The organism is Pseudonocardia sp. P1, from assembly GCF_000178675.2.
In the GTDB taxonomy this organism is placed as follows: Bacteria; Actinomycetota; Actinomycetes; order Mycobacteriales; family Pseudonocardiaceae; genus Pseudonocardia.
Map to the genome: position 1 here is coordinate 4,300,049 of NZ_ADUJ02000001.1, position 25,350 is coordinate 4,325,398.

Annotated in this window: 28 protein-coding genes; 19 read left to right on the forward strand and 9 right to left on the reverse strand. The window is 75.1% G+C overall.

From position 1 onward, the window contains the following. Positions 1-5: 5 nt before the first annotated feature. The 4 genes from cutA to PP1_RS19730 all read right to left on the reverse strand — a co-directional run bounded on the left by cutA (position 6) and on the right by PP1_RS19730 (position 2,583). Complete coding sequence (cutA, locus tag PP1_RS19715) at positions 6-323, reverse strand: divalent-cation tolerance protein CutA (protein ID WP_010232276.1); 318 nt, start codon at positions 321-323, stop codon at positions 6-8. Between the two features lie 116 nt (positions 324-439). Continuing rightward, on the reverse strand, positions 440-1,399 hold the full coding sequence (locus PP1_RS19720; protein ID WP_139323976.1) for an FAD-dependent oxidoreductase: 960 nt from the start codon (positions 1,397-1,399) through the stop codon (positions 440-442). A 130-nt stretch (positions 1,400-1,529) separates the two neighbouring features. After that, on the reverse strand, positions 1,530-2,162 hold the full coding sequence (locus PP1_RS19725; RefSeq protein ID WP_010232274.1) for a TenA family protein: 633 nt from the start codon (positions 2,160-2,162) through the stop codon (positions 1,530-1,532). Between the two features lie 10 nt (positions 2,163-2,172). Then, entirely contained in the window at positions 2,173-2,583 is a 411-nt protein-coding gene (locus PP1_RS19730; RefSeq protein ID WP_010232272.1) for a VOC family protein, read from the reverse strand. Here PP1_RS19730 and PP1_RS19735 point away from each other — a divergent pair. Beyond that, a complete protein-coding gene (locus PP1_RS19735) occupies positions 2,582-2,704 on the forward strand; it encodes a hypothetical protein (RefSeq protein WP_283161940.1) in 123 nt (40 codons plus the stop codon). The two genes, PP1_RS19730 and PP1_RS19735, sit on opposite strands and share 2 nt — an antisense overlap. A gap of 67 nt (positions 2,705-2,771) precedes the next feature. After that, positions 2,772-3,536, forward strand: coding sequence for a GntR family transcriptional regulator (locus tag PP1_RS19740; protein WP_050802404.1), 765 nt, complete (start codon positions 2,772-2,774; stop codon positions 3,534-3,536). A gap of 16 nt (positions 3,537-3,552) precedes the next feature. Here the strand turns inward: PP1_RS19740 and PP1_RS19745 are convergent, their stop codons facing one another. Beyond that, the gene (locus PP1_RS19745) at positions 3,553-4,059 is read right to left on the reverse strand and encodes a VOC family protein (RefSeq protein ID WP_010232270.1); all 507 of its coding nucleotides are present in this window, start codon (positions 4,057-4,059) and stop codon (positions 3,553-3,555) included. A gap of 59 nt (positions 4,060-4,118) precedes the next feature. Then, positions 4,119-4,559: an Lrp/AsnC family transcriptional regulator gene (locus PP1_RS19750; protein WP_010232268.1), complete on the reverse strand. Its 441-nt coding sequence runs from the start codon at positions 4,557-4,559 to the stop codon at positions 4,119-4,121. 100 nt (positions 4,560-4,659) lie between these two features. Between PP1_RS19750 and ddaH the strand changes: the two genes are divergently transcribed. The 14 genes from ddaH (at position 4,660) to PP1_RS19820 (ending at position 17,567) form a co-directional block, all read left to right on the forward strand. Beyond that, positions 4,660-5,517 carry a dimethylargininase gene (gene ddaH / locus PP1_RS19755; protein ID WP_010232267.1) on the forward strand — a complete coding sequence of 286 codons (858 nt, stop codon included), beginning with the start codon at positions 4,660-4,662 and terminating at the stop codon, positions 5,515-5,517. Beyond that, the gene (gene rocD / locus PP1_RS19760; RefSeq protein WP_010232265.1) at positions 5,514-6,749 is read left to right on the forward strand and encodes an ornithine--oxo-acid transaminase; all 1,236 of its coding nucleotides are present in this window, start codon (positions 5,514-5,516) and stop codon (positions 6,747-6,749) included. Before ddaH ends, rocD begins: the two co-directional genes overlap by 4 nt. A 17-nt stretch (positions 6,750-6,766) precedes the next feature. Then, on the forward strand, positions 6,767-7,501 hold the full coding sequence (locus PP1_RS19765; protein ID WP_010232264.1) for a phosphoglyceromutase: 735 nt from the start codon (positions 6,767-6,769) through the stop codon (positions 7,499-7,501). A 203-nt stretch (positions 7,502-7,704) separates the two neighbouring features. Next, positions 7,705-8,946, forward strand: coding sequence for a sensor histidine kinase (locus tag PP1_RS19770; protein ID WP_083697252.1), 1,242 nt, complete (start codon positions 7,705-7,707; stop codon positions 8,944-8,946). A 1-nt stretch (position 8,947) separates the two neighbouring features. After that, positions 8,948-9,637, forward strand: a complete 690-nt coding sequence (locus PP1_RS19775) for a response regulator transcription factor (protein WP_010234386.1) — start codon at positions 8,948-8,950, stop codon at positions 9,635-9,637. Between the two features lie 47 nt (positions 9,638-9,684). After that, positions 9,685-10,695, forward strand: a complete 1,011-nt coding sequence (locus PP1_RS19780) for a Ppx/GppA phosphatase family protein (protein ID WP_060574764.1) — start codon at positions 9,685-9,687, stop codon at positions 10,693-10,695. Beyond that, on the forward strand, positions 10,692-12,014 hold the full coding sequence (locus PP1_RS19785) for a hypothetical protein (RefSeq protein WP_139323974.1): 1,323 nt from the start codon (positions 10,692-10,694) through the stop codon (positions 12,012-12,014). Before PP1_RS19780 ends, PP1_RS19785 begins: the two co-directional genes overlap by 4 nt. Positions 12,015-12,016: 2 nt before the next feature. Further along, complete coding sequence (locus PP1_RS19790) at positions 12,017-12,904, forward strand: sugar phosphate isomerase/epimerase family protein (protein ID WP_139323973.1); 888 nt, start codon at positions 12,017-12,019, stop codon at positions 12,902-12,904. A 38-nt stretch (positions 12,905-12,942) separates the two neighbouring features. Next, positions 12,943-13,770, forward strand: coding sequence for a thioesterase family protein (locus tag PP1_RS19795; protein WP_010241345.1), 828 nt, complete (start codon positions 12,943-12,945; stop codon positions 13,768-13,770). 21 nt (positions 13,771-13,791) lie between these two features. Further along, on the forward strand, positions 13,792-14,598 hold the full coding sequence (gene proC, locus PP1_RS19800; RefSeq protein WP_010241347.1) for a pyrroline-5-carboxylate reductase: 807 nt from the start codon (positions 13,792-13,794) through the stop codon (positions 14,596-14,598). A gap of 197 nt (positions 14,599-14,795) precedes the next feature. Continuing rightward, positions 14,796-15,008, forward strand: coding sequence for a helix-turn-helix domain-containing protein (locus PP1_RS19805; RefSeq protein ID WP_010241349.1), 213 nt, complete (start codon positions 14,796-14,798; stop codon positions 15,006-15,008). Between the two features lie 194 nt (positions 15,009-15,202). Continuing rightward, the gene (locus PP1_RS19810; RefSeq protein ID WP_010241351.1) at positions 15,203-15,304 is read left to right on the forward strand and encodes a 30S ribosomal protein bS22; all 102 of its coding nucleotides are present in this window, start codon (positions 15,203-15,205) and stop codon (positions 15,302-15,304) included. A gap of 207 nt (positions 15,305-15,511) precedes the next feature. Continuing rightward, positions 15,512-16,558 carry an NAD-dependent epimerase/dehydratase family protein gene (locus PP1_RS19815; protein ID WP_010241352.1) on the forward strand — a complete coding sequence of 349 codons (1,047 nt, stop codon included), beginning with the start codon at positions 15,512-15,514 and terminating at the stop codon, positions 16,556-16,558. Positions 16,559-16,568: 10 nt separating this feature from the next. After that, positions 16,569-17,567: a lysophospholipid acyltransferase family protein gene (locus PP1_RS19820; protein ID WP_010241353.1), complete on the forward strand. Its 999-nt coding sequence runs from the start codon at positions 16,569-16,571 to the stop codon at positions 17,565-17,567. 24 nt (positions 17,568-17,591) lie between these two features. Here the strand turns inward: PP1_RS19820 and PP1_RS19825 are convergent, their stop codons facing one another. The 3 genes from PP1_RS19825 to PP1_RS19835 all read right to left on the reverse strand — a co-directional run bounded on the left by PP1_RS19825 (position 17,592) and on the right by PP1_RS19835 (position 20,972). Next, complete coding sequence (locus tag PP1_RS19825) at positions 17,592-18,476, reverse strand: HAD family hydrolase (protein WP_033200521.1); 885 nt, start codon at positions 18,474-18,476, stop codon at positions 17,592-17,594. Positions 18,477-18,709: 233 nt separating this feature from the next. Then, positions 18,710-20,152 carry a DUF5667 domain-containing protein gene (locus PP1_RS19830; protein WP_075314745.1) on the reverse strand — a complete coding sequence of 481 codons (1,443 nt, stop codon included), beginning with the start codon at positions 20,150-20,152 and terminating at the stop codon, positions 18,710-18,712. A 181-nt stretch (positions 20,153-20,333) separates the two neighbouring features. After that, the gene (locus PP1_RS19835; protein WP_010237326.1) at positions 20,334-20,972 is read right to left on the reverse strand and encodes a sigma-70 family RNA polymerase sigma factor; all 639 of its coding nucleotides are present in this window, start codon (positions 20,970-20,972) and stop codon (positions 20,334-20,336) included. 697 nt (positions 20,973-21,669) lie between these two features. On the opposite strand from PP1_RS19835, the gene PP1_RS19840 reads away from it, so the two are divergent. Genes PP1_RS19840 through PP1_RS19850 form a run of 3 tightly spaced genes read left to right on the forward strand, consistent with a single transcriptional unit; the run spans position 21,670 to position 25,138 of the window. Then, on the forward strand, positions 21,670-23,274 hold the full coding sequence (locus PP1_RS19840; RefSeq protein WP_060574769.1) for an AMP-binding protein: 1,605 nt from the start codon (positions 21,670-21,672) through the stop codon (positions 23,272-23,274). 2 nt (positions 23,275-23,276) lie between these two features. Beyond that, positions 23,277-23,516: a glutaredoxin family protein gene (locus PP1_RS19845; protein WP_369821678.1), complete on the forward strand. Its 240-nt coding sequence runs from the start codon at positions 23,277-23,279 to the stop codon at positions 23,514-23,516. Continuing rightward, positions 23,513-25,138 carry a molybdopterin-dependent oxidoreductase gene (locus PP1_RS19850; protein WP_075314743.1) on the forward strand — a complete coding sequence of 542 codons (1,626 nt, stop codon included), beginning with the start codon at positions 23,513-23,515 and terminating at the stop codon, positions 25,136-25,138. Before PP1_RS19845 ends, PP1_RS19850 begins: the two co-directional genes overlap by 4 nt. The last annotated feature ends 212 nt before the right edge of the window (positions 25,139-25,350 follow it).

Sequence of the window (25,350 nt, forward strand, 5' to 3'; positions counted from 1 at the left end):
GCGGTTCAGCGGGTCTCTCCCACCACCCAGGACAGGTACCCGGTGCTGCCCCCGGTGACCGGCATCGCGATGATCTCCGGCTCGTCATAGGTGTGACGCTCCACCAGGTGCGCGGTCAGCGCGTCGACGCGGTCCCCGGCTGTCTTGATCTCGACCCGCCACTCCGCCTCCGTCTGCACCGCACCGTCCCAGCGGAAGACGCTGGTCACCGGCCCGAGAACCTGGGCGCAGGCCCCGAGCCGTGCTTCCACGGCACCGGCGGCCAGCTCTCGCGCGGCGGCCTCGCTGTCGGTCGTGGTGAGGACGACGACGTGTTCGCTCATGCCCGGGATTGTCGTCCCACACACCGTGTGCGGGGGTGACGGCCGATCGTGGACGGAACCATCCACATGTGGATCGCCTGTGGACGGAGGGTCACGACACCCGGGCGCCGGACGGCTCAGGCCGGCTCGGCGAGGGCGGCGACGTCGTCGGCGCAGCCCCAGGACAGCGTGATCCCGGAGCCCCCGTGGCCGTAGTCGTGGATCACCCGCGGGGTGTCCCCGGTCGCGTCCTCGGCCTCCAGCCGCACCTCCGGGCGGGCCGGACGCAGGCCGGCGACGTGCTCGAGGACCTCGGCGCCGCGCAGCGCCGGGGCGATGTCCGCGCAGCGTCCGACGATCGCCGCGCCGACCGCGGGGTCCGGGGTGGCGTCCCAGACACCCTCGTCGAGGGTGCCGCCGAGGATGCAGTCGTGCTCGCGCGGGTGGACGTACGCCCGGCCGCCGGGATGCTGCTCGTCGCGCACCGAGAGGGCGAGACCGGGATTGGCGACCCGCACGATCTGCCCGCGCACCGGGGTCACCGAGGTGTCGCCGACCAGCGTGCGCGCCCCCAGCCCGGAACAGTTCACGACGAGGTCCGCCCCGCCGCCCGCCTCCGCGAGCGACGCGACGCGACGGCGTTCGAGGACGATCCCGCGACGCTGCGCCTCGCCGGCCAGCCACGGCAGGTGCACCGGCATCTCCACCAGCGGCACCGCGAACCGCAGCCCGTGCCGATAGCCGGGCGGGAGCTCGTCGGGCCGCGCGGGGCGGACCCCGTCGACGGCCGCGGCCCACCACTGCGGCTCCGGCTCCGCGCGGTACAGCGTCAGCGACTCCCGCATGACGACGCCCGGCACGCCGGCACGGGCCTGTGCGGCGAGCGCGTCGAACGTCCGCCGGCCCCAGTCGAGCACCTTGTCGCGGGGCCCGGCGCGGGTCGGGAACCAGACCGCCGCCGCGAGGTGCGAGGTGGACCCCTCCACCGGGACGTCGGCCAGCACCCGTACCGACCAGTCCCGCTCACGCAGCCGGATCGCGCAGCTCAGCCCCGCGATCCCGGCACCCACCACCACGGCCCGCCGACAGTCCCCCACACCCCCGACCCTGCCACCGACCCCCGCCGTGCCGCGCGGGGGCGGACCCGGACGCTCACCGGTTCCGTCCGCGCTCACCCGATCCGGCGAGCACTCCCGCAATCGGTGAGCAGACAGAGTGGCCGGGGGGTCAGAGCTCGTAGGCGGCGTCGAAGAACGCCAGCTCCAGGTCCACCGCGCGCACGAACAGTGCGGCGACCCGCTCGCGCCGCTCCGGGACGAGGGCGTCGGCGACCCGGTCCAGCTCGTCGCGGAGGAACGCCACCCACTCCTCGAACTCGATGCCGCGGTGCAGGTCGATCCACTCGCGGCAGACCGCGTCGTCCGGCGCGGTGGCACCCGGCCGCGTCGCCCAGTCCAGGTACAGCCACTCGGCGACGAGCAGCACCGCGAGCGCCTCGGCGTACCCGGCGTCGCGTGCCTCGCCCATCAGGTCGACGAACCCGACGGTCGGCGCCCGCCGGTCCGGGGCGCTCGTGCCGCCGAGCCGGTCGAGCGAGCGCTCGAAGTAGTCGTTCTCCGGCCCGGCGACGAGCCCGAGCTGCCGGGCCAGCCGCACCCGCGGTGCCGGCCGGTCCGCGTCCGCGACGGCCGCGCCGAGCAGCGCGAGGAAGGCGTCGACGAACTGGAGGTCCTGCTCCAGGTAGTGCCGCAGGACGTCGCGGTCCACCGACCCGTCCCACAGCTCGTCGACGAAGCGGTGCCCGACCGCCGCGTCCCACGCCGTCGTGCTCGACTCCCGCAGCTCCCCGGTGAACGACATGGCGTCCAGGCTAGGGGCGGTGGCAGACCGCCTCGACGTTGTGCCCGTCCGGGTCGCGCAGGAACACCGCGTAGTACGCGGGGTGGTACTCGGGCCAGAGCCGCGGCGCGTGCAGCACCTCGGTGCCGGCCGCCCGCGCGGCCTCGTGCACGGCGTCCACCGCGGCCCGGTCCGGTGCGGCGAGCGCGACGTGCAGCTCCGGCGGCGTGGCGGGCCCGCCGGGGCCGAGCCAGAACCGGGGCTGCCCGTCCGTGCCGCCGATCGCGACGACGGATCCGCCGTCGCGGGGGAACCGCATCATCTCCGACAGCCCGAGCGGGGCGAAGACCTGCAGGTAGAAGCGGGCCGACGCGTCCGGGTCCCGGACGGGCAGCGACAGGTGGTCGAGCACGGGCACCTCCTGGTCAGGGGGCACCAGCATGCCCCTGGGAGGGGGTGTCGCGTCAGGCCCCGGGGCCGATCTCGTCGTTCCGGTGGCGGCGGCCGTCGTGATGGTCGGTGTCGTGCTCACCCGGCGCCGGGAGCGTGCCACCCGCGGGTGAGCCGATCGTGCTCGCCTACGGTGTGCGGACCCCGGACGTCGTGACCGGGCGACGAGAGGTGACGGTGATGGGCGGGCGGACCCTGGTCCGCGGCGACGGGACGCCGCTGTGGCAGCAGCTGCTGGCGGACCTGCGCCGGCGGCTGGAGGAGGGCGAGTTCGACGCCGCCCTGCCCGGCGAGTTCGCGATCGCCGCCGAGTACTCGGTGAGCCGCTACACCGTCCGCGAGGCGCTGCGGCGCATGCGGGAGGACGGCGCCGTCGTCGCCAGCCGCGGCCGGGTCGCCCGGCCGGCCGGGCCGGCGCCGATCGAGCAGCCGCTGGACGAGCCGTACTCGCTCTACGTCGCCGTCGAGGCGGCCGGGCGGACGCAGCGCAGCGTCGTGCGGACCTTCGAGGTGCGGGCCGACGGGGTGATCGCGACCCGGATGGGCCTGGAGGAGTCCACCCCGCTCGTCCACCTGGAGCGCCTGCGTCTCGCCGACGGCGAGCCCCTGGCCGTCGACCGGGTGTGGCTGCCGGAGGACCTGGCCGCGCCGCTGCTCGACATCGACTTCACGCACACCGGCATCTATCCCGAGTACCGGCGTCGCTGCGGGATCCGGGTCGACGGCGGCAGCGAGAACATCCGCGCGACGATCCCGGGCCGCGGCGAGCAGGAGCTGCTCGGGATCGGCGAGGGCGTGGCCGCGCTGTCCATCGAGCGGCTCGGGCTCTCCGGGGACCGTCCGGTCGAGTGGCGGCACACCCTGGTGCGGGGCGACCGGTTCTCCGTCACCGCCCGGTTCTCCGCGCGGTCCGGCTACCGGGTCGACCTGTCCGAACCGTCCTGACCCCGCCCGGGGACGCTCAGGCCGGCACCGAGACGCCGATCCCGCCCGGGGTGTCGGCGCCGTAGCGGTCGATCTCGGCCTGGAGGTCGAGCCGGGCGGTCCGCATCCCGTCCCCGCCGTCGATCAGCGCGGCAGGCACCAGCCAGCAGACCTCGAACTCCAGCCCGTCCGGGTCGTGGGCGTAGAGGGCCTTCGTGGTGCCGTGGTCGGAGGCGCCGGCGAGGGCACCCGCCTCCTGCAGCTTCTGCCCGACCCGGGCGAGCTCGGCGAGGGTGTCGACCTCCCACGCCAGGTGGTAGAGCCCGACGGTGCCGCGCCCGGCCTGCGAGGCGCCCGCCCCGTCCCCGATCCCGAACAGGGCGAGGTCGTGGTCGTTCGACGAGCCGGCGGCCTGCAGGAACGCGCCCTGCCCGCCCGGGAGCTCGACGACCGTGCGGAAGCCGAGCGTGTCGGTGTAGAAGGCGACGCTGCGGGCGACGTCGCGGACGTAGAGGACGGCGTGGTTCAGGCGCTGCACGGGCATCGGTGGCTCCCAAGAAGTTGAACTCTCAACTCAGACGGTACGCCCGGCGCGGCGGGAGTTCAACGAGAGACCAGCCAGGTGAGGACGACGGCCGAGCGGGTGTGGTCGACGTTCGCCGCCATCCGGAGCCGCTCCAGGGCGTCCTCCAGGGAGCGCACGTCGCGCGAGCGCAGCAGGACCAGCGCGTCGGCCTCGCCGGTGATCGTCCCGGCCGTCACCACCTCGGGCACCGCCGACAACATCCGCTGCAGCTCGCTCGGCGCCACGGTGCCGCGGCAGAACAGCTCGACGTAGGCCTCGACCCCCGGTTCCCGCTCGGCGCCGGGATCGACGCGGACGCCGAAACCGGTGATCACCCCGCGCGCGGTGAGCCGGTCCACCCGCCGCCGCACGGCGGACGCGGAGAGCCCCACGCGCTCGCCGAGCTCGGCCCAGCCGGCCCGGCCGTCGATGCGCAGCAGGTCCAGCAGCTTCCGGTCGGTCGCGTCGATCTCGTTCACGGCGTCGGATGCTAGATCCGCGCGCCAGATCGGTACAGCACGCGCTGATCGTGCGCAGCAGGACGGGAAACGCACGGGTCATGCGCGGCACGATGTGCGCATGACCGCCGAGCCGATCGTGCCGCTCCCCGACGACGACCGCGCCCGCCCCGCGCCGTCGGTGCTGATGTGCCGGCCCACCCACTTCACCGTCAGCTACCGGATCAACCCCTGGATGCGGCCGGAGCAGGTCACCGACACCCCGCTGGCCGTGCGCCAGTGGCAGGACCTGCACGCCGTCTACCGCGAGCTCGGGTTCGACGTGCGGCTGGTCGAGCCGCTGCCCGGCCTGCCGGACATGGTCTACGCCGCGAACGGCGGCACCGTCGTCGGCGGTGTCGCGCTCACCGCGCGGTTCCGGTACGCCGAGCGCGCCGCCGAGGGGCCCGCCTACGGCGCGTGGTTCCGGTCGGCCGGGTTCGACGTGCGCGAGGCCGAGGCCGTCAACGAGGGCGAGGGCGACCTGCTGCTCGTCGGGGACACGATCTACGCGGGCACCGGGTTCCGCACCGATCCCGCGGCGCACCACGAGGCCGCCCGGGTGCTCGGCCGCGAGGTCGTGTCGCTGCAGCTCGTCGATCCCCGCTACTACCACCTGGACACCGCGTTCGCCGTGCTCGACCCGGCGGGCGGGCCCGGTGCGGTGGCCTACCTGCCGTCGGCGTTCGACGACGCGTCGCAGGAGGTCCTGCGGTTCCGGTTCCCGGACGCCGTGATCGTCGGCGAGGAGGACGCCGCCGTGCTCGGCCTGAACTGCTTCTCCGACGGGCGCACCGTCGTCCACGCGCCCCAGGCCGAGAAGTTCGCCGCGGAGCTCGCCGAGCGCGGGTTCGGCACCGTCGGCGTCGACACCTCCGAGCTCCGCCGCGGTGGCGGCGGGATCAAGTGCTGCACCCTCGAGCTGCGGGAGGCACCGTGACCGTCCTGGAGAACGGCACCGGCACCGGTGCGACCACCGAGCGGATCGCGCTCGACGAGCGGTACGGCGTCGCGAACTACGCGCCGCTGCCGGTCGTGCTGAGCGCGGGTGAGGGTGCCTGGGTCACCGACGTCGACGGCCGTCGCTACCTCGACGTCCTCGCCGGCTACTCCGCGCTGAACTTCGGCCACCGGCACCCCGCGCTGGTCGCGGCCGCACACCGCCAGCTCGACACCCTGACGCTGACCGCGCGCGCCTTCCACAACGACCGGCTGCCGGACTTCCAGCACGAGCTCGCCCGGCTGACCGGTACCGAGGCCGTGCTGCCGATGAACACCGGCGCCGAGGCCGTCGAGTCCGCGATCAAGGTCGCGCGGGCCTGGGGCTACCGGGTGCGCGGGGTGCGGCCCGGTGCGGCCCGGATCGTCGTCGCCGGTGGCAACTTCCACGGCCGGACGACGACCGTCGTCTCCTTCTCCGACGACCCGGCGGCCCGCGACGGCTTCGGCCCCTTCACCCCGGGCTTCGACCGCGTCCCCTACGGCGACACCGCGGCGCTGGCGGCGGCGCTCACCGACGACACCGTCGCGGTCCTGATCGAGCCGGTGCAGGGTGAGGCGGGCGTGATCGTCCCGCCGGAGGGGTACCTGCGCGACGTCCGGCAGATCACCGCGCGCCGTGACGTCCTGCTGGTCTGCGACGAGATCCAGTCCGGGCTCGGCAGGGCCGGCGCGACGCTGTGCAGCGACCTCGCCGGGATCCGGGCCGATCTCTACACCCTCGGCAAGGCGCTCGGCGGCGGGATCCTGCCGGTCAGCGCCGTCGTCGGGCGGCGTGACGTGCTCGGCGTGCTGCGTCCCGGTGAGCACGGCTCGACCTTCGGCGGGAACCCGCTCGCGGCGGCCGTCGGGTCCGCGGTGTGCGGGCTGCTCGCGACGGGGGAGTACCAGGCGGCGGCCCGCGACCTCGGTGCGCACCTGGGCGCGCGGCTGCGGGAGCTGCCCGGGCTGACCGCCGTGCGCGGGGCGGGGTTGTGGTTCGGCGTCGACGTCGACCCGCGGCTCGGATCCGGACGGGACGTCTGCGTCGCACTCGCCCGCCGCGGGGTGCTGGCGAAGGAGACGCACGGCGTCACCGTCCGGATCTCGCCGCCGCTGGTGATCACCCGGGACGAGACCGACGTGCTGGTGGACACGTTCGCGGACGTACTGCGAGACCTCGGCGCGGCCTAGCTGGCAGGCTGTGGCGCATGCCGACCCTCGTACTGCTGCGCCACGGCCAGAGCGACTGGAACGCGAAGAACCTCTTCACCGGCTGGGTGGACGTCCCGCTCTCCGAGCAGGGCGAGGCCGAGGCCCGCCGTGGTGGCGAGCTGCTGCGCGAGTCCGGCGTCGCCCCGGACGTCGTGCACACCTCGCTGCTGCGCCGGGCCATCTCCACCGCGAACATCGCGCTCGACGCGGCGGACCGGCACTGGATCCCGGTGAAGCGCGACTGGCGGCTCAACGAGCGGCACTACGGCGCGCTGCAGGGCAAGGACAAGAAGCAGACCCTGGCCGAGTTCGGCGAGGACCAGTTCATGCTCTGGCGCCGGTCCTACGACACCCCGCCGCCGCCCATCGAGAAGGGCAGCGAGTTCTCCCAGGACGCCGACCCGCGCTACGCCGGCGTCGACGCGCCGCTGACGGAGTGCCTCGCCGACGTCGTCGCGCGGTTCCTGCCGTACTGGGAGGAGTCGGTCGTGCCGGACCTGCGGGACGGTCGGACCGTGCTGCTCGCCGCGCACGGCAACTCGCTGCGCGCGCTCGTGAAGTACCTCGACGGGATCTCCGACGACGACATCGCCGGGCTGAACATCCCGACCGGCATCCCGCTGGTCTACGACCTCGACGACGACCTGCGCCCGACGAACCCGGGCGGTCGCTACCTCGACCCGGCCGCGGCCGAGGCGGCGATCGCGGGCGTGGCGAACCAGGGCCGCTGACCGCGGGAGCGGCGCGCGGCGTACGGGGTGTGGCTGCCGGGTGGCGTCCGGGTGGCGTCACCCGCTCCACCGGGTTTGCGATCACCTAGTGCTGAACCCGCGGTGAACGCGGGCCGAACAGTGTCGCGCGGGCGGGTCGCGGGCGTCACCATCCGGGGTCCGGCGCTGGCCAGAGGGCACCCCCGCTTGCCTACGATGCCCCCGTGACCACGCTCGCGTGGCTGATCGCGGTCGTCGCGCTCGGCCTGGGCCTGCTGGCCGGGGCCGCGCTGGCGCGGCGTCCGTCCGCCGGCCGCCCCGCCCGCCGCACCGCCGTCGCGTCCCGCACCCCGGACGACCGGCCGTCCGCCGCGGCCCCCACCCTCGGGGAGCTGCTGCACCGCACGTTCCGCCAGTCGGACTCCGGCCTGGCCGTCGTCGGTGCCGCGGGTGACGTGCTGCTGCACAACCCGCGGGCCGCCGCGCTCGGCGCCGTCACCGAGGACCGGCTGGACCCCCGCGCCTGGGCCGCCTGCCAGCGCGTGCAGGCCGGGGACCGGCTGCTCGAGGTCGATCTCTCCCCGCTGGACCGCACCCCGCGCGGGCCGGTCGCGGTGCAGGCGAGGATCCACGCCCTCGGCGACGGGTTCACCCTGGTCGAGGCCGTCGACACCTCCGAGGTGGCACGGCTGGAGGCCACCCGCCGCGACTTCGTCGCCAACGTCAGCCACGAGCTCAAGACGCCGGTCGGCGCGGTCGCGCTGCTGGCCGAGGCGCTGCTCGACACCCTCGACGGCCTGGACCCGGCCGAGGGCTCCGAGGACGACGCCGCCGAGGTCCGGCGGTTCGGCGAGAAGCTGCTCCGCGAGGCCACCCGGATGGGCAACCTCGTCTCCGAGCTGATCGCCCTGTCCCGGCTGACCGGCGCCGAGCGGCTGCCCGAGCTGGCCGCCGTCGAGGTCGACGACGTCGCCTCCGAGGCGCTGGCCCGCAGCCGCAACTCCGCGGAGTCGCACGGCGTCGAGATCACCGCCGACGGACCCTCCGGGCTGGTCGTCGACGGGGACCGGACGTTGCTCGTCACGGCGCTGACCAACCTCGTCGAGAACGCGATCGCGTACTCGCCCACCGACTCGTCGGTGTCGGTGAGCCGGCGGGAGGTCGGCGGCTCGGTCGAGATCGCCGTCACCGACCGCGGCATCGGCATCGCCCCGGAACACCAGAAGCGGGTGTTCGAGCGCTTCTTCCGGGTCGACCCGGCCCGGTCCCGCGCGACCGGCGGCACCGGGCTCGGCCTGGCGATCGTCAAGCACGTCTGCGCGAACCACGGCGGTGAGGTGCGGCTGTGGAGCCGTCCCGGCACCGGCTCGACGTTCACCATGCGGCTCCCCGCCCGGCTGGGCGTCGAGGGCCCCAGGGGGGCGGCCGGTAGCGAGACCCCCGAGACCGTGACAACCGGAGGATGAGATGACCAGGGTGCTGATCGTGGAGGACGAGGAGTCCTTCGCCGACCCGCTCGCGTTCATGTTGCGCAAGGAGGGCTTCACCACGGCCGTCGCGGCCAACGGCAACGACGCGCTGAGCGAGTTCGACCGCAACGGCGCCGACATCGTGCTGCTCGACCTCATGCTCCCCGGCATGAGCGGCACCGACGTCTGCAAGGCGCTCCGCTCCCGCTCCGCCGTCCCCGTGATCATGGTGACGGCCCGGGACAGCGAGATCGACAAGGTGGTCGGGCTGGAGCTCGGCGCCGACGACTACGTCACCAAGCCGTACTCGGCCCGCGAGCTGATCGCCCGCGTCCGCGCCGTGCTCCGCCGCGGCGGCGAGGCCACCGGCGAGACCGAGAGCGGCAACGGGATCCTCGAGGCCGGCCCGGTCCGGATGGACGTCGAGCGGCACGTCGTGTCGGTGAACGGCGACGACGTCCCGCTCCCGCTCAAGGAGTTCGACCTGCTCGAGTACCTGCTCCGCAACGTCGGGCGGGTGCTCACCCGGGCCCAGCTGATCGACCGGGTGTGGGGCGCGGACTACGTCGGCGACACGAAGACGCTCGACGTCCACGTGAAGCGCCTGCGCTCCAAGGTGGAGGACGACCCGTCGACGCCGAAGCACCTGGTCACCGTGCGCGGACTGGGCTACAAGTTCGATGTGTGACGTGGTGGCCGTCCGGGAGTGGATAACGGCTCGGTAACCTGACACCCGTGCGACTGGCCGTCCTAGACGTGGGGTCCAACACCGTTCATCTGCTCGTGGTGGATGCGCACCGTGGTGCCCACCCGAAGCCGATGTCCTCGGACAAGGACCAGCTACGGCTGGCCGAGCACCTGGACCGCAAGGGTGCGCTGACCAAGGAGGGCGTCAAGGCGCTCCTGGAGAGCGTGCACCGGGCCCGGGACACGGCCCGTGCCGCCGGGTGCGACGACCTGATGGCGTTCGCGACCTCGGCGCTGCGCGACGCCACCAACTCGGCCGAGGTGCTCGCGCTCGTGCAGCGCGAGACCGGGGTGACCCTCGAGGTGCTGCCCGGCGAGGACGAGGCCCGCTGGACCTTCTTCGCCGTCCGCCGGTGGTGCGGCTGGTCGGCCGGGCGCCTGCTGGTGCTCGACATCGGGGGCGGGTCGCTGGAGCTCGCCGTCGGCCGGGACGAGACGCCGGACGTCGCCGCCTCGGTGCCGCTCGGCGCCGGGCGCCTCACCCGCGAGGCGTTCTCCGCCGACCCGCCGCCCCGCGCCGAGCTGACGGCGCTGGCCGAGCGGGTCCGCGACGAGCTCGCCCCGGTGGCCGGACGGCTGCGCGCCGGTGGCCGCCCGGATCGCGCGGTGGGCACGTCGAAGACCTTCCGGACGCTCGCCCGGCTCGCCGGCGCCGCGCCGTCCAGCGCGGGCCCGCGGACCCACCGCACGCTCACCGCGCAGGGGCTGCGCCAGCTCTCCGGGTTCGTGACCCGGATGTCCGGCCCGGACCTCGCGGAGCTGGACGGGGTCAGCGCCAGCCGCGCGCACCAGCTCGTCGCCGGGACGGTCGTCGCGCAGGCCGCGATGGACGCGCTGGGGGTCGACGAGCTCGACATCTGCCCGTGGGCGTTGCGTGAGGGCGTGATCCTCCGGCGGTTCGACATGCTCGACGGAACGAACGGGGACGACCGCTCGGCGCACGTTTCCGGGGGTGGGCTTGGACCCTTGACAACACACAGGGCACGGTGGTCGGGATGAGTGTGGACAGCCCAGAGCCGCGGCAGCGGACGGTCGCCGAGCTGCTCGCCGCCAATGGCGGCTCCCAGAGCGGACGGCGCCGTCGCCGGCGTGCGTCCGAGGACGACGACGGCCCGCCGCCCGGCTCCGGTGGTCCCGCCCCCGAGACACAGGCGGGGCCCGCGGCGCCCCGCCGCCCGGCCCCCGCGGAGCGCGGTCCCGGCGGTCCCGCCGGGTGGCCGGCCGACGGCGTCGCCCCGCGCGGCGGGGACGCCCCGGCGCCGGGTGAGCACCCGTCGTTCCCGTCCCGCAGGCCCGCTCCGCCCGAGACCCCGTTCGTGCCCAACGGCAACGCCCCGAACGGGACCCCGCCGAACGGCGGTGCGCCCTATGGCACGCCCTTCGGTGCCCCGAACGGCGCCGGTCCGAACGGCGCCCCGCACGGTCCGAACGGTCACGGCCCGAACGGTGCCGGTCCGAACGGTCACGGTCCGAACGGTGCCGGGCCGCAGGCGTTCGCGCCGAACGGCCGTCCCGCCCCGAACGGCGCCCCGCCCGCACCCGACGGCGCGCAGCGTGGCCCGTTCCGGCCCGACGACGGCTACGGCCCCCCGGACGCGGGCCCGTACGGCTCCGAGGGCGCCGACGAGATCCCGACCAGCCGCATGAACGCCCGCCGCCCCGCGGCCGGCGACCCCGACGGCGGTCCGCCCACCCAGTTCGGCGCCCCGGCGCTCACCGACGACGACGGCGCCCCGTACGACGGCGCCCCGTACGGCAGTGCCCCCTACGGCAGTGCCCCGGCCGACGCGGGCCCGCCGACCGGCGCCTACGACCCGTTCGCCGACGACGGGGACAGCGGCGAGTGGGAGCGGGACCCGCGCGCCGACGGCGGCCGGACCGGTGTCCTGCCCCGCCCGCGCCCCGACGCCGACGAGTACGACGACTACGAGGACCACGGCGAGCTCGAACACGGCGCCCTCCCCGACGACGACGAGCAGCCGCGCCGCCGCCGCTCCCGCGACGAGGCCCAGCCGCCCGCCGGTCTGGACGACGCCGCGTCCGCGGGTGCCGCGGGTACGGGCCAGGCCTGGGCGGTCGTCATCGCGCAGTGGATCGGTGGCGCCGTCGCCGGTGCCGGGATCTGGGTGCTGTTCCGGTTCCTCTGGTTCTCCTTCCCGATCGTCGCGCTGGCGCTCGCGGTCGTCCTGACCGTCGGCCTCGTGCTCGGCGTGCGGGCGCTGCTGCGCAACGACGATCTGAAGACCACGCTGTTCGCGGTGCTGGTCGGGCTGCTGCTGACGGTGTCCCCGGCGATCCTGGTGCTGCTGGACAGGTAACGATGAGCGACCGGGAGACGACTCCACGTCATGTGACGTCGTCGCCCCTGCCCGGATCCGCCGTCGCCCCGCTCCCGGTTCCCGTCGCGCTGTCCACCGCCTCGGTCTACCCGGAGGGTGTGGCGGCCGGTTTCGAGATCGCCGCCGAGCTGGGCTACGACGGCGTCGAGCTCATGATCTGGACCGACCCGGTCAGCCAGGACCCGCGGGCGATCGAGCGGCTGGCGCACCGGCACGGTGTCCCGGTGCTCGCGGTGCACGCGCCCTGCCTGGCCGTCACCCAGCGGGTGTGGGGCGCCGACCCCGTGCACCGGCTCCGCCGCACCGTCGAGGTCGCCGCCCGGCTCGGCGCGCGGACGGTCGTCGTCCACCCGCCGTTCCGCTGGCAGCGCCGCTACGCCGACGTGTTCGGCGACGAGGTCGCGCGGGCGTTCGAGCACGACGGTGTCACGCTCCCGGTGGAGAACATGTTCCCGGTGAAGCGGGGCTCGATCAGCACCGTGCCGTACGCGCTCGGCCACGACCCGACCGACATCGGGTACGGCGCCTACACCCTCGACCTGTCGCACACCGCCGCCGCCGAGGTCGACGCGCTCGACCTCATGGCGCGGATGGGCGACCGGCTGACCCACCTGCACCTCACCGACGGTTCCGGGGCCCCGCGGGACGAGCACCTGGTCCCGGGCCGTGGCGCCCAGCCGTGCGCCGAGGTGTGCCAGGCACTCGCCGACGGCGCGTTCGCCCGCGACGGGGGCACCGTCGTCCTCGAGGTGTCCACCCGCCGCTGCCGCACCCGCCAGGAGCGCACCGGCCTGCTCGCCGAGTCGCTGCTGTTCGCGCGGCTGCACCTCGCGCCGACCGTCCCGGCCGGCGTCGGCGGCTCCCGCTGACCGTCCACCCCGGTTCTACCCATGGGTAACCTGAGCCCATGAGCGGCACGACGGTCGATACCGGACGTCCCTTCGCGGACGCGCACGTCCTCGACGATCTCGGCGACGGCAGGTTCCGCGCCGGCCTCGACGACGTCTGGGCGGTCGGCCCGAAGGCGTTCGGCGGGCTGCTGATGGTGCTGATGGCCAAGGCGGGGCTCACCCGGCTGTCCGCCGACGGCTCCCCGGCCGTCGACCCGCTGGCGGTCTCGGCGGACTTCCTGCGCGCGCCCGACCTCGCGCCCGTGGAGCTGGAGGCGACCCCGCTGAAGATCGGCCGCACGATCTCGTCGGTCGCGGTACGGCTGACCCAGGCCGGGAAGCTGATGCTGCACGCGACCGTCACCGCGGGCGTCCTCCCCGGCGGGGAGCCGCGCTGGGACACCGCGGTCGGGCTCGGTCCCGACCCGGCCGCCGACGCCGTCGACCCCGCGTCCGCGCAGGGCGGCGCCCGCGGGCTGGCCTCCGCCTGCGAGCTGCGCTACCCGGCGGACGCGCTGCCGTTCCTGCGCGGGGAGACCGGGCCCCCGGAGATGTCGGGCTGGGTGCGCCCGCGTGGCGAGGAGCCGGACGTCCTGTTCGCGCTGCTGGCGGGCGACATCCTCCCGCCGACCGTGTTCAACCTCGGCGGACGTCCGGGCTGGGCGCCCACGGTGCAGCTCACCGCGCTGCTGCGCGGCCGTCCGTCGCCCGGCTGGCTGCGTGTCGACTCCCGCTCCCGCACCGTGTCGGGGACCCAGTTCGACGAGGACGTCACCGTCGTCGACGCGACCGGGCGCACGGTGTGCCAGGCCCGTCAGCTCGCCCTCGCACCGCTGGGCGGGTAGCGGGTTCCTAGGCTGCCGCCCATGACTGGGACACGGATCGCGGTACTGGGTGGCGGACGGATCGGCGAGGCGCTGCTCGGCGGGTTGCTCGCCGCCGGGCGGGACGCCGGGGAGCTGGTGTTCTCCGAGAGGTTCCCGGAGCGCGCCGCCCAGCTGTCCGCCGAGCTGGGGGTGGCCGCCGAACCGGCCGCCGATGCGGTGCGCGGCGCCGGGACGGTCGTCGTCGCGGTGAAGCCGCAGGACGTCGTCGCGCTGCTCGGCGAGATCGGCGGGGCACTGGGCGAGGGCACCCTCGTGGTGTCGCTGTGCGCGGGCCTGCCGACGTCGCTGTTCGAGGGGGCGCTGCCCGCGGGGACGCCGGTCGTGCGGGTCATGCCGAACACCCCGATGCTGCTCGGTGCCGCGATGTGCGCGATCTCCCCGGGCGCCCACGCCGGCGACGGGCACCTCGCCGAGACCGAGGCGCTGCTCGGCACCGTCGGGGCGGTGCTGCGGATCGACGAGGCCAAGCAGGACGCCGCCACCGCGGTCTCCGGCTCCGGACCGGCCTACTTCTTCCTGGTCGCCGAGGCCATGATCGAGGCCGGGGTGGCGCTCGGGCTGACCCGGCCGGCCGCGACCGAGCTGACGGTGCAGACCGCGCTCGGTGCCGCCCGGATGCTGCGGGAGACCGGCGAGCACCCGGCGGTGCTGCGGGAGAACGTCACCTCCCCGGCCGGGACGACGGCGGCGGCCCTGCGCGAGCTGGAGCGGCACGGCCTGCGGTCGGCGTTCGCGGACGCCGTGACCGCCGCCCACGACCGGTCCGTGGCCCTCGGTCGGGGGTGACGACCACCGGAGGCCACCCTCCGTCATCCCCCGATCAGCGCATCGGACGACCCGTCGTCACCCCGACGCGCCCGACCGTTCCCCGATCGGGCCCCCCTCCGGCGGACCGATCGTCACATCCGTCCCGGTAGACTGCTCACGCATCCCCCACCACCGGGCGTCCGGGGGCACTGGTCGGGGGAGGAAGGCGGTGCCCGATGGCGGCGGAACGTCCCGAGCCCCTGCGGCCGGCCCAGGTCCAGTTCCTGACGGTGGCCGAGGTGGCCTCGATGATGCGGGTCTCCAAGATGACCGTGTACCGGCTGGTGCACTCGGGTGAGCTGCCGGCCGCGCGCGTCGGCCGTTCGTTCCGGGTGCCGCAGCGCGCCGTCGAGGACTACCTGCGCAACGCCTACTTCGACGCGGGCTGATCGCGGGACCGTCCCCCGTACGGTGGTCCCCCGGTCCCGGGGTGTCACGGCACCCCGGTAGACTCGTTCTTCGGCTGCCGACTCCCACCGGTCGCACGGCCTGCTCCGTCGTTCCGGCGGGTGCGGGCGGCCCGCCTCGAGGCCACCCGGTGGTGCGGTCGCGGGCGATCTGCGTCGATACAGGAGGAGCACCCATGGGCTCGGTCATCAAGAAGCGCCGCAAGCGGATGTCGAAGAAGAAGCACCGCAAGCTGCTGCGCAAGACCCGGGTGCAGCGCCGCAAGCTCGGCAAGTGACTCGCGCACCGGCCGCGTACCCGCTCATCGGCGGGTGCGCGGCCGGTGTCGTTCACGGGGCCGCACACGGCGTTCACAGACTCGTCACGCCGTTCCCGTCCGCGGCCGTGCCCACGACGACCGCCACGCACTAGGATCGGTCCGGTCGTCCACCGTTCCTGCGGTGTCTCCGCGTGGTCCGCAGGCTCCGTCCAGTGAGGTCGCCCCATGTCGTCGCCGACCCCGAACGTCGTGCTCGTCACCGGCGTGAGCGGTTACCTCGGCGGTCACCTCGCGGCGCGGCTGGCGGCGAACCCGGACATCGACCGGGTGCTCGGTGTCGACACCGTTCCGCCGCCGCGGGACCTGTTGCGGCGCATGGGCCGCGCCGAGTTCGTGCGCGCCGACATCCGCAACCCGCTGATCGCCAAGGTCATCTCCACCGCCGGGGTCGACACCGTCGTCCACGCGTCGCTGTCGGCCAGCCCCGCCTCCTCGGGCGGCCGCGCGACGATGAAGGAGGTGAACGTCATCGGCACGATGCAGCTGCTCGCCGCGTGCCAGAAGGCGCCGAGCGTGCGGCGGGTCGTGCTGAAGTCGACGACCGCGGTCTACGGCTCCAGCTCCCGGGACCCCGCGGTGTTCGACGAGGCGACCGGGGCGAAGGACCTCCCCTCGGGCGGCTACGCCAAGGACGCCGCGGAGATCGAGGGCTACCTGCGGGGGTTCAGCCGCCGCCGGCCGGACGTCACGGCGACGGTGCTGCGGTTCGCGAACTTCATCGGCCCGCGCATCGACACCGTGCTGACCCGGTACTTCGCGCTGCCCGTCGTGCCGACGGTGCTCGGGTACGACGCGCGGATCCAGCTCCTGCACGAGGAGGACGGGCTCGCCGTCCTGGAACGGGCCGCCACCCACGAGCTCCCCGGGGTCTACAACGTCGCCGCGCACGGTGTGCTGATGCTGTCCCAGGCGATCCGGCGCGCGGGCAAGATCGCGCTGCCGGTACCCAGCACCGCGGTCGCCCCGGTCAGCCGGGTGCTGCGCGGTGCCCGGGTGGTCGACTTCTCGCCGGAGCAGATGCGGTTCCTCAACTTCGGCCGGGTCGTCGACCTGACCCGGCTGATCGACGACTTCGGGTTCGAACCCCGGTGGACGACCACGCAGGCGTTCGACGACTTCGTCCGGGGCAAGGCGCTGAGCCCGGTGCTCGGCACGGAGCGGATCGCGTCGGCCGAACGCGGCCTGCTCGGTCTCGCACGGGCACTCCGCTGAGGGCGCCGGCATGAAGGCACGCGAGAAGCAGGAGGGCGACGGCATGGCCGAGGCGCGGGTGATCCCGATCCGGGGCAACCGGGGACCAGCCCGCCCCGCGCGGGACGAGGAACCGGCGCGCCCGACCGCGGTGCCACCGGTCCCGGACGCCGACGACGACGAGCAGCCGGCCTGGGAGGCGGGGCTCGAGCAGGTGCTGGAGTTCCTCCGGCGCCGCCTCGGCGGTGACTACCAGGTCGACGAGTTCGGGTTCGATCCCGAGCTGACCGAGGCCCTGGTGCTGCCCGTGCTGCGCCCGCTCTACCAGCGCTGGTTCCGGGTGGAGACGATCGGCACCCACCACATCCCGGAGACCGGGGGCGCGCTGCTCGTCGCGAACCACTCCGGCACCCTGCCGCTGGACGCGGTGATGACCACGGTCGCCGTGCACGACGACCATCCCGCGAACCGGCACCTGCGGCTGCTCGGCGCGGACCTGATGTTCACGATGCCGGTCTCGGGCTCGCTGGCCCGCAAGTCCGGCGCGACCCTGGCGTGCAACCCCGACGCCGAGCGGCTGATGAGCTCCGGCGAGATCGTCGGCGTCTTCCCGGAGGGGTTCAAGGGCATCGGCAAGCCCTTCCGTGACCGCTACAAGCTGCAGCGCTTCGGCCGCGGCGGCTTCGTCTCCGCGGCGCTGCGCACCGGCGTGCCGATCATCCCGTGCTCGATCGTCGGGGCCGAGGAGATCTACCCGAAGCTCGGTGACCTGGCGCCGCTCGCGCGGCTCCTCGGCGCGCCGTACTTCCCGATCACCCCGACGTTCCCGCTGCTCGGCCCGGCGGGTCTCGTCCCGCTGCCGTCGAAGTGGTACATCGAGTTCGGCGAGCCGATCCGCACCGACGGCCACACCGCCGCCGACGCCGAGGACCCGATGCTGGTGTTCAACCTGACCGACCAGGTCCGGGAGACCATCCAGCACACGCTGTACCGGCTGCTGTCCCAGCGCCGGAACGTCTTCCTGGGCTGACCGGGCGCCGGTCCCGGTGCCCGGTCACTTCTTGCGGTAGGCCATCCCGGCGGCGACGGCCCCCGCGACGGCGCCGGCGCCGAGCACCGACGGCACCCCGATCCGGGCCGCCTTGCGGCCGGTCCGGAAGTCGCGGATCTGCCAGTTCCGGGCCTTCGCGACGTCCCGCAGCTCCGAGTCCGGGTTGACCGCGACCGCGGTCCCCACGGCGGACAGCATCGGCACGTCGTTCACCGAGTCGGAGTAGGCGGTGCAGCGGCGCAGGTCGAGCCCCTCCGACGCGGCCAGTGCACGCACGGCGTGCGCCTTCGCCGGGCCGTGGAGGATCTCGCCGACCAGGCGCCCGGTGTAGAGGCCGTCGACGGACTCCGCGACCGTCCCCAGCGCTCCGGTGAGGCCGAGCCGCCGGGCGATGATGCGGGACAGCTCGATCGGCGTCGCCGTGACCAGCCAGACCCGCTGGCCGGCGTCGAGGTGCATCTGGGCGAGCGCCCGGGTGCCGGCCCAGATCCGGTCGGCCATCAGCTCGTCGTAGATCTCCTCGCCGAGGGAGACGACCTCGTCGACCGGCCGCCCCGCGACGAACGAGAGCGCGGTGTCCCGGTGCCCGGCGATGCCGCCCTTGTCCTCGCGGCCACCGATCCGGAACTTGAGCTGCTGCCAGGCGAACCCGGCCAGGTCCGAGGTGGTGAAGAACTTCCGTGCGGCGAGCCCGCGGGCGAAGTGGAAGATCGAGGCGCCGACCATCATCGTGTTGTCGACGTCGAAGAACGCCGCGGCGGTCAGGTCCGGCGGCGGGGCGTCGGCGTCGGGCGGTTCGTGCTCGGCGTGCTCCGCGGCGACGGCGGCCGCGGCGGACGCCTGACCCGCCCGCTGTGCGGGATCGAGCGCGGTCGCCTGTTCCAGCACGCCGGGCTCCTCCGCGAGCCCGGTGTCGGTCCCGGCGCCGGTCGCGTCGAGTCGGACCTCGTCCGGAGCGGACCCGGGATCACTCACCACGGCGGCCTTCCTGGTGCGACGGCGTCACGCGCTCCGAGGGGGCTCGGGCGCTCTCCCAGCCTACTGGCGGGACACGGGTGCGGGCCCGGCCCGGAGCGTGATGCTCCGGACCGGGCCCGCGTACCGACGTTCGAACGTCCTGGTCAGCCGAGGGTGACCGGGCCGAGACCCGGCAGCAGCGGCGGGATGGTGATCGACAGACCGTCGTCGTCCTGCGACTTCTCCTGCGACGGGCTGCTCGGCGAGCTGCTCGACGACGAACCGCCACCCAGCAGCGGCAGGCCGCCACCGGAGTCACCGGACCCGGTCTCGCTGGTCGGCGACTCGGACGTCGACGTCTCCGGGCTCGTGGTCTCCGAGGTCGGAGCCTCACTGCTCGACGGCGCCGTGCTGCCCTCCGGGGTCGCCGTCGCCGTCGCCGACTGCTTCGACGCGTCGACCGGAGCGCCGCCACCGGTGCGGCACTCACCCGGCACCGGGCCGAGATCGTCGACGGTGCCGCCGCTGTCCGCGGCACAACCGCTGTCGGCGCGCAGCGCCTCGGCCCGGGCGAGCACCCGGTCCAGCAGGCGGACGGCCTCGGCGGTCTCCGGACGGCTCTCGGCGGGCAGCTCCTCCTGGAGCCGCGAGATCCGGCCGGACTGGGCGGCGGCCCAGGTGCGCAGCTCGGCGAGCTCCGCCGCCTGGGCGCCACCGGTTCCGGAGCCGGTCAGCATCATGCGGCTGCCGGTGCTGGCGGCCCGGTCGAAGTCCTCCATGGCGGCGGCGACCGACGCCGGTGCGGGCGGGGTGGCCCGCGCCATCAGGTTCTCCAGCTCGTCCACCCGCGAGCGCGCGAGATCGAGCTGGCGGGAGGCCTCGGCCTGGTCGCCGACGGTGAAGGCGCCGCCGATGCTCTCGTTGGCCCGCTTCACCCCGTACATCGCGTCACCGGGCAGCGCGTCGCGGCTGACCGTCGAGGTCACGCCGGCGATCACGGCCAGCGCCGCGAAACCGCCGACGACGACGCCGAACCGCTTCCGGACGCTCGGCCGCCTGCGGTCGAGCATCCGCGGTCCCGACGGGCGCACGGTCTCCTCCCGGCCGGGGCCGGCGTCCGCGTCGCGGGCGGGGCCCGCGGCGGCGCCGACCGGCAGGCCGGGGTGGTCCGGGTGGTCGCTGGGCAGCACGTGCCTGCCGCCGCGCCGCGAGCGCGACGAGCGGGCGCCGGGGTCGTCCGCGACCGGGGTCCGCTCACCGGCGGACGCACGGTTCGAGACGGCCTCCCAGTCGAGGTCGTCGGCGATCGGCGGGCCGATCGGCGCGGTCAGGTCGGAGAGCTCGGAGCGGTTCCCGACCGGCCGCGGTGCCGGGGCACCGGCGGGCGGCTGCTCGGCGCGGCCCACGCCCTCCTGGGCCAGCACGTCGAACAGCCGCTGCCGCATCCGTGCCGACGCGTGCGGGTCCGGCGAGAGGTCGCGGCGCGAGCGGTCCAGCGCCGCGGCCAGTGCGATCTCGTGGGCCAGCTCCTCCGACGCAGGGGCACCCGCCGGGGCGCGGTCGAAACCGTCCTCCGCCGGATACCTGTCGTCCCATGCCCTGGGCATGCCGTCCGTCCTCACTGCAGTCTCGCGCTGCTCGTCGGCGCTAACCTGGCGCGCTCGTCTGCACAACGACCGATCGGCCGCGAGGTTACGGGTCCACTACCGTTCACCGCATCGAGTAGTGCGCTCACCGCAGTGTTTCGCACCCCCTCTCGCGTCCCGGCGGCTCGTGCCGCTGAGGCGCTCACCGCAGGCCGTCCGGGAGGAGCTGGGCCAGCCGGCGCACGGCGCGGTGCTGGAGGGCCTTCACGGCCCCCTCGTTGCGGTCCATCAGCTCGGCGGTCTCCGCGACCGACAGGCCGCGGAGGAACCGGTACTGGATGCACTCGCGCTGGTCGGCGTTGAGCTTGGCGACCGACGCGAGCAGCTCGTCGTTCGTCGCCATGTCGAGGACCTGCTGCTCCGGCCCGCCGGTGGCGGGGGAGTGCTCGACCATCTCCGACGTCGTCTGCTCCAGCCGGTACCGGCTGGACTTCACGTAGTCGAAGATCAGGTTCCGGGCGATGGTCACGAACCAGGCGCCGATGTCGCGGCCCTGGTAGCTGACCGAGGAGATCCGGCGCAGCGCGCGCACGAAGGTCTCCTGGGTGACGTCCTCGGCGAACGCGCGGTCGCCCATCCGGAACAGGACGTACCGGAACACCACGTCGTGGTAGCGCTCGTAGAGCTCGCCGAAGGCCCCGGCGTCACCGGCCTGGCACGCCTCGACGAGCGCCCAGGAGCTGTTCGCGTCCTCGACGGCACGGGCGGCCTCGTCGGCCGGGTCCTGCTCCGGGCGGGGCAGGTCCTGGGAGATCTGCGGCGCCTGGCGTGGTGCCGGCATCTCGCGCTCGGGACCCGATCGGGTGTTTCGGCCGTCGGGGGTGTGAGCGGCGGGCTGAGCGGGGTAGTCGGAGTGAGCGTCGACCAGGGGAGCGGACGCGATCGGCCCCGTCGGCTGGGACGGCGCTGAGGTCGCTGAAGTCACGGACACCTCCCCGTCCGGCTGGGGGCGGACGGCGTCGGGTCGGTCTCGGCGGGAATCGGGGGCCCCACCGGGACGGACGGCTGGATCAACTGCGGTCTCGGGTCGTTCTCGCGGCCGGAAGAGCCGCTGCGGTCGCATCGGCCGGGTCATGGATCCCGGGGGGTCGGACGCCGGCGTGCGCGACACGTCCCGGTGGGTCCGGCACGGCGCGGGGCGTCCTGCCCGGCGCGGTGCCGTGCGGCGCCGGCGGCGCTGCTCAGCGGTGCGCTGGCGACGAGCTGCATGCCACTCCCTCGGGTGAGTCGCGCGACGAACCGGCGGTTCGCGCGTTGAACCTCGTGTAGCGGCGGAGCATAAACGGTGATCGAGTGGTGCACGGCACTCGCCGCCTTTCACCGTGCCCCGGTCCGGCGAGCGGCCCCTTACGCGCGGTCAGTGAACCGTTAGCTGAGCGTGTCCGAATCGACACGGTTCGTATGCAGCGATGAGCGGTGCCGGTGTCGGGCAGCGGTTTGCCAGACTGTTCCCGCCGCCGTCCGCCGAGGAGAGACCCGTGCCGAGTTCCGCTGCCGCTGCCGCCGGTCCCACCGGGGACGACCCCGTCCACCTGGCGGACCTCGTCGCCCGCAACGCCGCCGGGCGTCCCGGGCACGACGCCGTCCGTGACCTGACCGGCGACACACCGCTCACCCTGTCCTGGGCCGCGTTCGACGGCGCGATCAGCGCCGAGGCGGCCCGGCTGCGTGCGGCGGGCGTCCGCCCGGGCGACCGGGTGGCGATCGGCCTGCCGGACGGGGCCGCGTACTGCGTGGCGGTGTTCGGCGCGCTGCGGGCCGATGCCGTCGCCGTGCCGTTCGGCGCGGGCTCGGTCACCCGCGAGCTGGAGATCGTGTTCGAGCAGGCGGGCCCGTCGGTCGTCGTGGCCGCTGCCGACGACCGCGTCGCCACCGGCTGCGCCGAGGGCGCCGGGGCGACCCTGCTCGCCCCGCCCGACCCGTCGGCGCCACCGCCGGACGCGCCGCCCGCCGAGCGTGGACCGGCCGACCCGGAGCGCATCGCCGTCATCGTCTTCACCTCCGGCACGACCGGCCGCCCGCGCGGGGTGCAGCTGAGCCACCGCGCGCTGCTGGCCAACCGGCGGCAGGCCGCCGAGCTGCGCCCCGCGCCGGTGAACGGCGTCGACCGGGTGCTGCTCGCGCTGCCGCTGTTCCACGTCTACGGGCTCGCCGCCGGCCTGCTGCAGGTCTGCTGGGCCGGGGCGACCGTCGTCCTCCCGGGCCGGTTCGAACCCGGCCGGGTCCTCGCCGCGGTCGTCGACGAGCGGGTGAGCGTGATCGCCGGGGTCCCGTCGATGTTCCGGATGCTGCTCGACCGGGCCGGTCCGGACGGGGACCCGGGCGACCTGCACCGGGCGATGGGCGGGGTGCGGCTGTGCACCTCCGGCGGCGCGCCGCTGCCCGCGGCCTGGCTCGCCGACTTCCGCGCCGCGACCGGTCTGGACCTGCACGAGGGCTACGGCCTGTCCGAGGGCGGCCCGGTGATCACCAGCAACGACCCCGGCCGGCCCGCCAAGCCGGGCTCGGTCGGGCGGCCGCTGCCGGGCGTCGAGCTGCGGCTGGTGGACGCCGCGGGCCGCCCGCTCGACGACCCGGAGCCCGAGCCCGACGCCGACGAGATCGACCTCGACGTCGGCTCCGACCCGGGCGACGACACCGGCCTGATCGCGCTGCGCGGGCCGAACCTGTTCTCCGGCTACTGGCCGGACGGCGCCGGCGGCCCGGACGCCGACGGCTGGTTCGTGACGGCCGACGTCGGCTACCTCGATCCGGACGGCGACCTCTTCCTGGTCGACCGCTCGTCGGACCTGGTGATCGTGAACGGGTTCAACGTCTACCCGCGGGAGGTCGAGCAGGTGATCGCCGAGCTCGACGCGGTCGCCGAGGTCGCGGTGGTCGGCGTGCCCGACGACCGGACCGGCGCCGCGGTGAAGGCCGTCGTGGTGGCCGTGGCCGGCTCGGGACTGACCGAGGACGCCGTCGCCGAGCACTGCGCGGCCCGCCTGGCCCGGTTCAAGCGCCCCGCGGTCGTCTCGTTCGCGGGCGAGCTGCCGCGCACCCCCACCGGGAAGATCGCCCGCCGGACGCTGGCGAGGATGTGACCGTGCGCGTGCGGCTGCTGACCCGCCACGGCTGCCACCTCTGCGAGGAGGCCGCCGAGGTGCTCGCACGCGTGTGCGGCGAGACGGGAACCGGCTGGGACACCCTCGACGTCGACACCGACGACGAGCTGCGCGCCGAGTACGGCGACCAGGTGCCCGTGGTGCTCCTCGACGGCCGGGAGCACGACTCGTTCCGGGTCGACGAGGCGCGCCTGCGGGCGGACCTCGCCGCAGGTCCGTGAGCCCCGCCACAGATGCCGCGGCCCCCGCGGACGCCGTGCGCCCGGTGGTGCCCGCGCCGCGCGGTGCGCTCGCCGGACTGGCCGCGACCGCGCTCGGCGTCGGGGCCGGGCAGCTCGCCGCGCTCGTCGTCGCACCGCAGGCCGCGCCGGTCGGCGTGGTGGCGGGACAGGTCGTGGCCCGCACCCCGCCCGCGGTCGCCGAGCTCGCGACCGTCGTCGCCGGCGTCGGCAGCCGGCACGCGGTCGTCGCCGGGGTGGTGGTCGTGCTCGCGCTCGCCGCCGCCGGGGCCGGGGCCCTGTCCCGGCGCTCCGACCGCCCGGGCGTCGTGGGCCTGGCCGTGCTCGGGCTGCTGGGCGTCGTCGCCGCCGTGACCGCACCCGGGGCCGGTCAGCTGGACCTCGTCCCCAGCGCTGTCGCGGTAGTCGTCACCGTGACGACGTTCCGGCGGCTGTACCGGCTGGCGGCCCGCGTGCCGTCACCGTCGGCCGCCGGGACGCTGCCCGACGGCCGCCCGCTGCGGGAGTCGCTGACCCGGCGGCGGTTCCTCCGGGCCGGGGCGCTGGCCGGTGCGGGCGGATTCGTGCTGGGCGCCGGCGCGGCACTGACGGCGCCGCTGCTCCCGTCCGGGCGGATCGGCCCGGCCCGCGACGGGCTCACCGCCCGGCTGCGGGCGCTCGCCGCCGGCGGCCGGGTCGCGCCGGCACCCCCGCTGCCCGCCGGCGCCGCGTTCCCGGGCGGCGCGGCGTTCGCGACGCCCGTCGCGGACTTCTACCGGATCGACACCGCGCTGCGGGTGCCCTCGGTGGACCCCGCCTCCTGGGCGCTGCGGGTGCACGGGATGGTCGGCCGCGAGCTCACGCTCACCCTCGACGACCTGCTGGGACGCCCGCTGGTCGAGCGCTGGGTCACGATGTCCTGCGTCTCCAACGAGGTCGGCGGCGATCTCGTGTCCACCACCCGGTTCACCGGTGTCGAGCTGGCGCCACTGCTCGCCGAGGCGTCGCCGGACCCGGCCGCCGACCAGGTGCTGTCCACCTCCGTGGACGGCTGGACGGCGGGCAGCCCGGCCCCGCTGCTGCTGGACCGGGCGCGCGGCGCGCTCCTCGCCGTCGGGATGGAGGGGGAGGCGCTCCCGGTCGAGCACGGTTTCCCGGTGCGGATCGTCGTACCGGGGCTCTACGGCTACGTCTCGGCCACCAAGTGGGTCACCGACGTCGAGTTCACGACGTTCGCCGCCCGGGCCGACTACTGGCGGGCGCGGGGCTGGGACCCGCCGGGGCCGATGGAGACGGCGTCGCGGATCGACTCCCCGGCGTCGTACGCGAGCGTCCCGGCCGGCCGCGTCGTCGTCACCGGTACGGCGTGGGCGGTGCCGCGCGGGATCTCCCGGGTCGAGGTCGGCACCGGCGACGGCCGCTGGGTGGACGCCGAGCTCGCGCCGGTGCCCGCGGGTGGGGCGACCTGGCGGATGTGGCGGGCCGAGCTGGAGCTGCCGCCCGGTGGCCACACGGTGCAGTGCCGCGCGACCGACGGCGACGGCGCCGTCCAGACCGACGAGCGCCGCCCACCGCTGCCGGGGGCCGCGACCGGCCTGCCGTCCCGCACCGTCACCGTCGTCTGACCGCCGGCCGGTCCGGCTCCGAGACCTGCGTCACGGATGGTGGCGGGCGTCCGGTGACGGAGGTGTCGTGGACCTCGAAGTGGCCTCGGTCGCACGGTGAGCGGTTCGTGAGCATCGATCACCGGTAGGTCCAGGTCAGAGCCCGGAGAGAGCACGCGGAGGACCAAGATCGCAACTTTGTGCGGGCCTTCACAAGCGGCTACCGTGGGTTC